The organism is Actinomadura gamaensis (assembly GCF_042652125.1).
Taxonomy (GTDB): domain Bacteria; phylum Actinomycetota; class Actinomycetes; order Streptosporangiales; family Streptosporangiaceae; genus Spirillospora; species Spirillospora gamaensis.
Map to the genome: position 1 here is coordinate 48349 of NZ_JBHSIT010000001.1, position 10575 is coordinate 58923.

The 10575-nt window shown below is 72.5% G+C and carries 10 protein-coding genes; 5 read left to right on the forward strand and 5 right to left on the reverse strand.

The genetic code is table 11. From position 1 onward, the window contains the following. Window positions 1–76 precede the first annotated feature (76 nt). Complete coding sequence (locus ACFPCY_RS00245) at window positions 77–883, forward strand: polysaccharide deacetylase family protein (protein ID WP_378251477.1); 807 nt, start codon at window positions 77–79, stop codon at window positions 881–883. A gap of 93 nt (window positions 884–976) precedes the next feature. Here the strand turns inward: ACFPCY_RS00245 and ACFPCY_RS00250 are convergent, their stop codons facing one another. Continuing rightward, on the reverse strand, window positions 977–1867 hold the full coding sequence (locus tag ACFPCY_RS00250) for a hypothetical protein (protein ID WP_378251478.1): 891 nt from the start codon (window positions 1865–1867) through the stop codon (window positions 977–979). 44 nt (window positions 1868–1911) lie between these two features. On the opposite strand from ACFPCY_RS00250, the gene ACFPCY_RS00255 reads away from it, so the two are divergent. The 4 genes from ACFPCY_RS00255 to ACFPCY_RS00270 are packed head-to-tail and all read left to right on the forward strand — an operon-like array spanning window position 1912 to window position 5259. Then, entirely contained in the window at window positions 1912–2748 is an 837-nt protein-coding gene (locus ACFPCY_RS00255; protein ID WP_378251479.1) for a 2,3,4,5-tetrahydropyridine-2,6-dicarboxylate N-succinyltransferase, read from the forward strand. Window positions 2749–2805: 57 nt separating this feature from the next. Continuing rightward, window positions 2806–3864, forward strand: coding sequence for a succinyl-diaminopimelate desuccinylase (dapE, locus tag ACFPCY_RS00260; protein WP_378251480.1), 1059 nt, complete (start codon window positions 2806–2808; stop codon window positions 3862–3864). Window positions 3865–3868: 4 nt separating this feature from the next. Then, the gene (locus ACFPCY_RS00265) at window positions 3869–4669 is read left to right on the forward strand and encodes an LOG family protein (RefSeq protein ID WP_378251481.1); all 801 of its coding nucleotides are present in this window, start codon (window positions 3869–3871) and stop codon (window positions 4667–4669) included. After that, a complete protein-coding gene (locus tag ACFPCY_RS00270) occupies window positions 4669–5259 on the forward strand; it encodes an LOG family protein (protein WP_378251482.1) in 591 nt (196 codons plus the stop codon). Before ACFPCY_RS00265 ends, ACFPCY_RS00270 begins: the two co-directional genes overlap by 1 nt. A gap of 123 nt (window positions 5260–5382) precedes the next feature. On the opposite strand, the gene ACFPCY_RS00275 is transcribed toward ACFPCY_RS00270, so the two are convergent. The 4 genes from ACFPCY_RS00275 to ACFPCY_RS00290 form a co-directional block, all read right to left on the reverse strand. Beyond that, entirely contained in the window at window positions 5383–6741 is a 1359-nt protein-coding gene (locus ACFPCY_RS00275; protein ID WP_378251483.1) for a hypothetical protein, read from the reverse strand. A 5-nt stretch (window positions 6742–6746) separates the two neighbouring features. Next, complete coding sequence (locus tag ACFPCY_RS00280) at window positions 6747–8012, reverse strand: ATP-grasp domain-containing protein (protein WP_378251484.1); 1266 nt, start codon at window positions 8010–8012, stop codon at window positions 6747–6749. Continuing rightward, on the reverse strand, window positions 8009–9223 hold the full coding sequence (locus ACFPCY_RS00285) for an MFS transporter (protein ID WP_378251485.1): 1215 nt from the start codon (window positions 9221–9223) through the stop codon (window positions 8009–8011). Before ACFPCY_RS00285 ends, ACFPCY_RS00280 begins: the two co-directional genes overlap by 4 nt. Before the next feature lie 113 nt (window positions 9224–9336). Further along, complete coding sequence (locus ACFPCY_RS00290; RefSeq protein WP_378251486.1) at window positions 9337–10569, reverse strand: ATP-grasp domain-containing protein; 1233 nt, start codon at window positions 10567–10569, stop codon at window positions 9337–9339. Window positions 10570–10575 lie beyond the last annotated feature (6 nt).

The window sequence follows — 10575 nt, forward strand, 5'->3', positions numbered from 1 at the left end:
GATCGAACACATGCGGCGCGGACGGCGTCCAACCCTGTGATCACCCCCGACACCCGGACCGACCTACGGAGTACTCATGCCGAACGTGGACCGCCGCCGTGCCCTCGGGCTCCTGACCGCCGGGGCGGCGGGCATCGCCGCCGCGGCGGCCCCGGACCTGTGGCACGCGGGCCCGTCGCGGTCGGCCAGCGCGTCCGGCGGCCACAAGGGCGGGCACCACGGGAAGGGGCCCGCCCAGCCGCCGGACCCGGGCTACGCGCACGGGCAGCCCATGCAGGCGCTGCACCTGCCCGTCCGCAGCCTGCAGGACCTCTCGCCCACCGCCCCCGCGAACGCCATCGCGCTGACCATCGACGACGGCCCGCACCCGAAGTACACGCCGATGATGCTGGACCTGCTCGCCGCGCACGGCGTCAAGGCCACCTTCAACATGATCGGCGAGCAGGTGGTGGAGCAGCCGAAGATCGTCCAGCGGATCGTCGCGGACGGCCACCAGATCGCCGACCACACCGTCACCCACCCGATCAACCTGCCGCGCCTCGACACCGCGCGGATCACCAGGGAGATCGGCCAGGCGCACGACCAGATCGCCCAGACCACCGGCGTCGCCCCGAAGTTCTTCCGCTCGCCCGGCGGCAACTGGTCCCAGGCCGTGTTCGACATCGCCGCTCAGCACAAGCTGATCTGCGTGGACTGGAAGATCGACCCGCGCGACTGGGCCCGTCCGGGCATCTCCCACATCACCCGGACCATGCTCCAGGCCCAGCCCGGCGACATCCTGCTCTGCCACGACGGCGGCGGCGACCGCATCCAGACGATCGACGCCCTCAAGACCGTCCTGCCGCAGCTCAAGCAACGCGGCCTCCAGTTCGTCGCCCTGTAAGCCCCGCCCGCCGGCCGGATCGCGTCGTCCGCCGAGCGGATCGCGTCGTCCGCCGGCCGGGGCGCCGTCCGGGGAGGGGCGTCCGCCGGGCGGTCAGCGGATGATGACGGTGGTGGCGGGGGCCTTGGGGTCGTGGGTCCAGCCGTCGTGGCCCTCGCCGGCGCGCCAGTGGCGGCCGGCGAAGCGGACCTCGGTCAGGCCGTAGGACTGGGCGTGGGCGACGGCCCAGGAGGCGACGGCCCAGCCCGTCCGGTCGTTGGGGGACTTCACCGCGTCGTAGTCGGGGGAGGCGGGGGCGACGACCTGGAGGCGGCTGCCGAAGGCGCGGCGCATCTCGCGGACGGCGTCCGCCCGGCGGGGCGCGGTGCGCTTGTTCGGCGGGTACCAGCAGCGGACGGCCGCGGGGGACCGTCCGCCGAACGCCTGCGCGAGCACCTTCGCGTCGCCCTCGTGCTGCGCGTAGGCGTTGCCGTCGGCGCTGCGCTGGACGCGCTGCGCGGCGTCGTGCAGGTCGAGGTCGAGGTAGTCCTTGACCTTGACCAGCGCGTCCAGGAACTTGCTGGTGGACTGGACGGGGTCGCGGAGCTTGTCCGGTGAGCCCCAGCCCTGCGAGGGACGCTGCTGGAACATGCCGACCGAGTCGCGGTCGCCGCCCGCCAGGTTGCGCATGTGCGACTCCTGGATGGCGGTCGCGTAGGCGATCACCATGGCCCGCTCGGGCAGCGCCTTGCGGGCGGCGACGGCGGCGATGGTGGAGCCGTTGGCGGCCTGTTCCAGGTCCAGCGGCATCTTGCCCTGCGCGGTGCGCACCTCGCACCCGGATCCGTGCAGGTAGGGGCGGGCGCGCGTGTACAGCACCCAGCCGCCGGCGGCCAGCGCGACCGCGGCGGCGAGCGCCGCGATCCACCAGCGCCGCCGCCGTCCCCTCCGCTCGCCGCCGGATCCCTCCCGGGGACCGGAACCCAGCTTCGCCCAGACTGCCACGCGACGACCGTACCGGGCTCCGGCCGTCGGTAAGCTCAATGTCCATGACCGAAACGTTCACCAGCCCGATCTCCGCCGCCGTCGACGAGCTCTGGGAGCGGCGCGCCGAGCTCGGCCCGGACGACACCGAGGCGCGCGCGGCGATCGTCGCCGCCGTGGACCAGATCGACGCGGGCGAGGCCCGGGTCGCCCTCATCGACCCGGCGACCGACGAGGTCGTCGTCGACGAGCGCGCCAAGCGCGCGATCCTGCTCAGCTTCAAGGTGCTCGGGATGGTGCGGTCGCAGGTCGGCGACTTCCAGTACCACGACCGGATCCCGCTGAAGAGCCGGCTGGACGGCGTCCGCGTGGTGCCGGGCGCGATCGCCCGCTGGGGCTCCTACCTGGCCCCCGGCGTCGTGCTGATGCCGTCGTTCACCAACATCGGCGCCTACGTCGACTCCGGCACGATGGTCGACACCTGGGCGACCGTGGGGTCCTGCGCGCAGATCGGCAAGAACGTCCACCTGTCCGGCGGCGTCGGCATCGGCGGCGTGCTGGAGCCGCCGAACGCCAAGCCGGTCGTCATCGGGGACGAGGCCATGATCGGCTCCCGCTCGATGATCACCGAGGGCGCGCGGGTCGGCACCGGCGCGGTCGTCGGCTCCGGGACGAACCTGTCGGCGTCCATGCCGGTCATCGACGTCGAGACGGGCGAGGAGATCAGCCGCGGCCGCATCCCGGACTGGTGCGTCGCCGTCGGCGGCACCCGGATCAAGGAGTTCCCGGGCGGGAACTTCGGTCTGCCGGCCGTCCTGGTCCTGAAGAAGCTGGAGCCGGGGCAGCGGCACAACAAGGCCGAGCTGAACGGCATCCTGCGCGACCACGGCATCAACACCTGAGCGTGGAGAGGTGAGGGGCGGCCCACGTGGCCGCCCCTTTTGCATAGGGTTTCCGGCATGACCTCTCTCGATCTCCAGATGGACGTGTCGGATCTGACGGCGGCGATCGTCGACGTCGAGTCGGTGAGCGGGAACGAGAAGGCGCTCGCCGACGCCGTCGAGGCGGCGCTGCGGGCGCTGCCGCACCTGGAGGTCGTCCGGGACGGGGACTCGGTCGTCGCGCGGACGGACCTGGGCCGGGACGAGCGCGTCCTGCTCGCCGGGCACCTCGACACCGTCCCGCTGAACGGGAACCTGCCGTCCCGCCGCGAGGGCGACCGCCTCTACGGCTGCGGCACGACGGACATGAAGGCGGGCGTGGCCGTGCAGCTGAAGCTGGCCGCCGCGCTGTCGGAGCCGTCCCGCGACGTGACGTACGTCTTCTACGAGTGCGAGGAGATCGAGGCCGCCCGCAACGGCCTCAAGCGCATCGCCGAGACCCGCCCCGAGCTGCTCGCCGCCGACTTCGCCGTCCTGATGGAGCCGACCGGCGGGCTCATCGAGGGCGGCTGCCAGGGGACCCTGCGCGTCGAGGTCACCGCGCGCGGCGAGCGGGCGCACAGCGCGCGCGCCTGGATGGGCTCCAACGCGATCCACGCGGCGGGCGCGATCCTCGACCGCCTGCGCGGCTACGAGCCCGCCAAGCCCGTCGTGGACGGCCTGGAGTACCACGAGGGCCTGAACGCCGTGTTCATCAGCGGCGGCGTCGCGGGCAACGTCATCCCCGACGAGTGCGTCGTCACGGTGAACTACCGCTTCGCGCCCGACAAGTCCGAGGACGACGCCGAGGCGTACGTCAGGTCATTTTTCGAAGGCTTCGAGGTGAAGCGGATCGACTCGGCGCCGGGCGCCCGGCCGGGCCTGGACCGTCCGGCCGCCCGCGCGTTCGTCGCCGAGACCGGCGCGCAGGTGCGCGCGAAGCTCGGCTGGACCGACGTCGCGCGCTTCGACGCCCTCGGCGTCCCGGCGGTCAACTACGGCCCGGGCGAGCCGACCCTCGCCCACACCAAGGACGAGTTCGTCGAGCTGCCCCTCATCGCCGATGCCGAGGAACGGCTGCTCGCCTGGCTAAGGTGAGGCCATGAAGCGCGAGATCCGCACCAGGAGGCAGGGTCCGGCGACCCTGCGCGGCAAGGCCATCCCCTCGACGACCACCGACCAGCGGCTGCTCGACCGCCGCGGGCCCGCGGACTGGGTGCACGCCGACCCGTGGCGGGTCCTGCGCATCCAGGCCGAGTTCGTCGAGGGGTTCGGGCTGCTCGCCGAGCTGCCCAAGGCCGCCTGCGTGTTCGGCAGCGCGCGGACCAGGCCCGACTCGCCCGAGTTCAAGCTGGGCGAGCAGATCGGCGCCAAGCTGCACGAGGCGGGCTACGCGGTGATCACCGGCGGCGGCCCGGGCATCATGGAGGCCGCGAACAAGGGCTGCGACGAGGCGGGCGGCCTGTCGGTCGGGCTCGGCATCGAGCTGCCCTTCGAGCAGTCGATGAACCCGCACATCGACATCGGCCTGGAGTTCCGCTACTTCTTCGTCCGCAAGACGATGTTCGTGAAGTACTCGCAGGCGTTCGTGGTGCTGCCGGGCGGCTTCGGCACCCTGGACGAGCTGTTCGAGGCGATCACCCTGGTCCAGACCGGCAAGATCACCCGGTTCCCGATCGTGCTGGTCGGCACCGAGTTCTGGTCCGGCCTGCTCGACTGGGTGCGGAAGGTCATGGTGCCGTCCGGCAAGATCTCGGCGGAGGACCTCGACCTGATCCACCTCACCGACGACCCGGACGAGGTCGTCCGCGTCATCGTGGACGCGCACGAGCAGGTCGAGCGCCAGCTCGCCGAGCAGGAGGCCCGCGCCGAGACCGCCCGCCAGGCCGGGAACGGCTCCTGATGGGCATCGCGGTCTGCGTCTTCTGCGCCTCGTCCACCCGCATCGACCCCCGGCACGTCGAGTTCGCCGAGCAGGTCGGTGCGGAACTCGCCCGGCGCGGCCACACCCTGGTCAGCGGCGGCGGCCGGATCTCCTCGATGGGTGCGGTCGCCCGCGGCGCGCGCGCCGGTGGAGCCCGCACGATCGGCGTGATCCCCGAGGCCCTGCGCGACGTCGAGGTCTCCGACGAGGACAGCGACGAGCTCGTCATCACGCCCGACATGCGCGCGCGCAAGGGCGAAATGGACCGGCGCAGCGACGCCTTCCTGGTCCTGCCCGGCGGCATCGGCACGCTGGAGGAGCTGTTCGAGATCTGGACGTCCCGGACGCTCGGCATGCACGACAAGCCCCTGGTCGTCCTCGACCCGGACGGCGTCTTCGCCCCGCTCCGCCAGCTCGCCGAGAACCTCACCGAGCTGGGCTTCGCCCGTCCGAAGATCTTCGACGCGATCGGCTGGACGGCCGACCTGCACGAGGCCTTCGACCTGCTGGAACGCACCCGCCCCCACATCGAGGCCACCCCCGAGGACTACGTCGAAGCCGAGCCCTGACGGCGACGCGGGGTTCGAGGGCGGCGTCCCTCGAACCCCGCGTGACCGGCGCCCGCAGGCGACGCCCGCGTGACCGGCGCCGCGTGACCGGGCGTGACCGGGCGTGACCGGTGCCCGCGAAGGTCAGTCCGCGTCGGAGGCGACATGGAGGACGGTGCCGAAGTTGGCGCCGTTGGCGAGGTTGATCAGTTGGGTGCCGGAGGCGACGGTGGTGGCGCGGGTGAAGCCGCCGCCGTAGCCGCTCGCGACGGTGAAGATGCCCCAGGCGACGATCCAGGGGTGCAGGTCGCCCGCCTCGTCGTGGAAGAGCTCGGGCACCGGGACGACGCGGCGTTGCAGCACGTAGGGGCCGTCCACGGCGGCGGTGACCTGCTCGCGCCACTCCTCCGGGGAGACCTCGGGGAGCCAGCCGAGGACGACGCCGTGGCCGCCGTGCAGCTGGGTGGGCTTGAGCGCCAGGTGCTCCTGGTTGGCCAGGGCGTAGTCGAGGAGTTCGACGCGCTCGCCGCTCTCCAGCGTCACCTTGCCCGGACGGACCATGCGCGTCCACGGCAGGATGCGGTCCAGGCTGGCCAGCTCGGCGGGCGAGAACAGGCCGCGGTTGCGCTCGTCGGAGAGCATCGCGAGGGCGCCCTTGCTGGCGAAGACCTCGGCGTCCATCGGGGTGAAGATCTTCACCTGGCCCCGGTGGGCCGCGTCCAGGACGGGGTTCATCAGGCCGGGCGCCTCGGCCGACTCCATCAGGTCCTCGATCAGGAACATCCGGTAGACGACGTCGACCTTCCGGTCGCCGAGCCAGACGCCGTCGTCGCGGACGTCGAGCTGCCCGATGTGGCAGGGGTGGGCGTCCAGGCCGAGCTCCTGCCAGCGCGCGCAGTAGTGCGTCATGTAGGAGCGCAGCCGGTCGAAGCTGGCCGGCCAGTCGCACATCGCGACCACCGGACGCGAGCCCGGCGCGAACCCGGTCTCGGCGAACACGCTGTCCACCAGCTCGCGCATGGTGTCCACGTACGTCAGGCCGCGGCGTTCGGCGAAGGACGCCAGCACGGGATGCTCCAGGAGGGCGCGGCTCATGTCGGCGTTGTCCAGCCCGCCGAGCGAGCCGCCCATGTTCACTTCGAGGACCCGGAGGCCGGTCGCGTCGGCGTACATGTCGAGCCGTCCGACGCGGGTGGGCGCCGGGCCCCGGCTGCGCAGGACGGCCGACACCTGCACCTCGGACATGCCGACGGCCCGCGCGAACGCCGCGAGGTCGCCGCCGTACAGCCGGTCCGGCAGGCTGAGCAGGGCGGAGCGGAAGTTCTCCAGGTCCGCCGCGAGCAGCTGCTGCTCGTCGCGGTCGAGGAACGTCGGACGCGACAGGTACCGCGCCTGGTAGAGCGCGTTGAGGAACTCCGAGGACGGCAGGCTGCCGAGCAGTTCGCCGAGCGGCTTGCCCGCGCTCTCCCGGAGGTACTCTTCGGTCAGGGACTGACGGGACACGCGGGTCACCCTTCGGGGTCGATGATGAGCTGCTGCTCCAGCTTGCGGATGACGTCCCGGTCCTCGTAGAGCTGCTCGGACCGTTCGTGGGCGAGCGTGATGTAGCCCATCGTCATGCTGGTGTGGATGTCGGTGCTGGCCTCCACCCGGTCGCCGGTGGACACCAGGCGGAACGTGGAGTGGAAGCTCGGCAGCGAGCGCACCTCGTCGAGGATCTCGGCGTTGCGCACCACGCCCGACGTGTACGCCTTGACGAAGACGGCCAGCACGTTCCGCCGCAGCGTGAACCCGTCGGGCAGCTCGCCGCCGCGGCCCGCGCAGACGTCCACCGTCCGGGTGAGCTGGCTCTCGCCGGTGGCGATCTCGGTGAGGGTCGGATGGCCGATCCCGGCGAAGCGCGCGTTGACCTCCAGCAGGCGGGGGCCGTCCTCGGTCATCATGATCTCGGTGTGCGCGCCCCACTGCCGCAGGCCGACCGCGTCGAGCGCGGCCAGCGCGTACTCCATCAGCGGCCCGAGGACGGGGTCGTCCGGCGCGTACGGCATCCACTCCACGGCGTTGTAGACGGCGATGCCGTCCCCGTACTGCGCGCGGTCGTACCGGATGATGTCGGTGACCGAGTGGCGGCCGTGGTGGCTGACGGTGTCGACCGCGTACTCGGTGCCGGTCAGGTGCTCCATGACCAGCACGTCCTCGGCGAGGACGCCGTTCTTGTCGCGGTGGCCGAGGATGGCGTCGAAGTGCTCCCGCCAGCCCTGCCCGCCCGGCGCCCGGCCCACGCTGACGATGCCCGCGCTGGACGACGGCTTGATCACCAGGTCGCGCCCGGCGAGGCCCTCCCGCTCGATCCAGGCCTCGACCTCGGCCGGGTCGGTCGCGCAGATCTGCCGGGCGACCGGCAGCCCGGCCGCGGCGAGCGCCTGGTGCATCCGGTACTTGTGCCGGCGCGCGTCGACCAGCTCCGAGACGTTGGCCTCCCCCGGGGTGAGCGCGTCGGCCAGGCGCTGGGTCAGGTGCAGGGCCATGTCCACCGACGTCATGACGGCGGTGGGCGACAGCGCCCCGAGCGTGCGGATCGTCTCCTCGGCGTCGCCGTGATGGTTGATGATCACGTCGTAGTTCTCCGGGACGTGCGCGGCCCGCAGCGGCTCCAGGGCCGGCCCGACGCAGTCCATGACCGCGACCGGGCTCATCCCGGCCTCGCGCAGCAGCGGCGCGAGCAGCGCGCCCGAGCTGTACGGCTGGACGATCGCGACGACTGGCTTGCTCATGCTGGCTCACTTTCTCGTTCTGTGGAGACGTGCAACTCGCGCGGCCGGGGCCGGGCGCGGACGCCCGCGCCCACCGCCACGCAGACCGCCGCGGCGCCCGCGCAGGCGCCGGTGAGGACCCACAGCCTCGTCCCCCACCAGTGCCAGGCGGTCACGCCGACCACCGGGCCGACGCTGTAGGCGATCTGGGTGGCGAGCGTGGCGAGGCCGATGTAGCGCCCGCGCAGCGCGGCGGGCGCCACCAGGCCCGGGTAGGCCAGCATCGACGGGGCGGCGATCACCTCGCCGAACGTCCACACGACCGTCCCGGCGAGCAGGATCCAGGTCTGGGACGGGCCGAGGTAGGTCAGGTAGCCGAGGCCGAGCAGCCCCATGCCCGCCGCCATCGGCAGCCCGATCGGTGCCTTCTGGGTCCACTTGGACAGCCAGAGTTCGAGCGCGATCACCATGAAGCCGTTGATCGCGAGCATCACCGCGTAGATCCGGCTGTCGAAGCCCGATTCGGTGACGAACAGCGGCAGCGACGAGTTCATCTGGATGTAGGCGACCGACGTCAGGAACAGGCCGAGCACCACCAGGACGAACCGGCCGTCCGATACGACCTTCCGGTATCCGGGCGCGGGCTGCTTCCCGGCCTTCTCCTCCTTGTGCTTCCCGCCGCGCGCCGAGTCGGCGGGCAGCACCAGCAGGGCGACCAGGCCGTAGCAGAGCGAGGTCGCCGCGTCGGCGAGGAACAGCGGGACGTAGGAGTCGAACCAGGTCAGCAGCAGCGCCGCCGTGAGCGGACCCAGGGTCGACCCGATGTTGAAGGTCGCCCGCCAGATCGAGAACGTCATGACCTGGCGCTCGTCCGGCGTGAGCTCGACGACCCGCGCCATCGCGGCGGGCCGGAACGCGGTGGCCGTCAGCCCCGCCCCGCCCGCCACCAGGACGCCGACCCACACGTTCGGCACGTAGACGATCGCCGCGGTCAGCACCGCCGTGGCGGCCGTCGAGCCGATGATCGTCCAGCGGTAGCCGAACCGGTCGGCCGCCGTCCCGCCGACGGCGCTGCCGAGGATGCGGCCGACCATCAGCGCGGTCAGCACGACCCCGCTCTCCCATGCCGAGAAGCCCTCGTGCAGCAGGTAGAGCACCAGGAACGCGTTCAGGAACGCCGCCAGGTTGCTGACCAGGTTGCCGACCATCAGCACCCGGACGGTGCTCGGCATCTCCCGGAGCGTCCGGAGGACCGTCACCTCCGCCGTCCCGCCCGGCTGTGTCTTCCCGCCCGGTTCCGTGCTCGCGCCCGGCTCCGCCGTGGCGTCCGGCTCCGTCGTTCCGCTCACGAAAGGGGCCGCCCGGTGATCTCGAAGAAGCGGGCGGGGTCGGCCAGCGCCGCGCGCGACTCCGCCAGGGTCGGCGCGACGGCGATGACGTAGCCGGACCGGGCCAGCCCGTGCGGCGGCAGCCGCACCGTCATGCCCGGCGCCGCGCTCATCCCCATCTCGTGGATCGGCGGGACGAGGAGCTCCTCGCGGGCCCGCGCGCTCTCGACGACCATGTCGTACGCCGGGTAGGCGAAGCGCACCGAGGCGGCCCGGCGCGGGTCGGGGAACTCCACGGTCGGACGGCGGCCGGCGGCGACGTCGGCGGCGGCGAGCGCGGCGTCCGTCCCGGACGTCAGCTGCCCGAGGTAGGGGATCATGCCGCCGCCCAGCCGGGCGTTGACCTCGATCGCGTACAGGCCCTTCGGGGTGACCTTGTACTCGGCGTGCGTGAAGCCGTTCTCGAAGCCGAGCGCGGCGTGCGTGCGGCGCACCAGGTCCATCGCGGCCGGGTCGTCCAGCAGCGGGTCGGCGCCGTCCACGTCGTGGCCGATCTCCTCGAACGCCATCGCCTCGGTGCCGCCGAGCACCTTGCGTCCGACGATCATCGGGGTGCACTCGCCCTCGAAGACCACCGAGTCGACCGAGACCTCGGGGCCGTCCAGGAACTCCTCGACGATCACGCAGTCCTCGAACCGGTGGATGCCGGGCACCACCGCGCCGCGGGTCACCTCGAAGGCCGCCGCCAGGCCGGCGGGGTCCTCGACCTTGCGCAGGCCGAGGCTGCCGCCGAGGTTGCGCGGCTTGAGGATGACCGGGTAGCCGGTCTGCTCGGCGAACTCGCGGGCCTCCTCGAAGGTGGCCACCGCGCGGGACGCCGGCTGCGGGATGCCCGCCTTCTCCAGCGCCTGCCGGGTCGCGGTCTTGTCCCGGCAGCGGGCGACCGCCTCCGGGTCGAGCGTCGTGAGCCCGAGCGCCGCGCCCGCCCACGCCGCCGTCTCGATGTACACCTCGTCGTAGCAGTAGAAGCCCGCCACCTCGTGCTCGCGGGCGACCGCGGCGGCGGCCTCGGTCAGCGCCCGCCGGTCGAGGCAGTCCACGACGGTGTGGCCCTCGATGTACGGCTGCTCCCACGTCGGGGGCGTCGGGTTGAGCAGCCACAGCCGGTACCGGGAGGACACCGTCCGGAAGATGTAGGAGCGGTACGCCGCGTAGCTGCTCGCGACGACGATCAGGAGTGGCTTGTCCATCGGTCC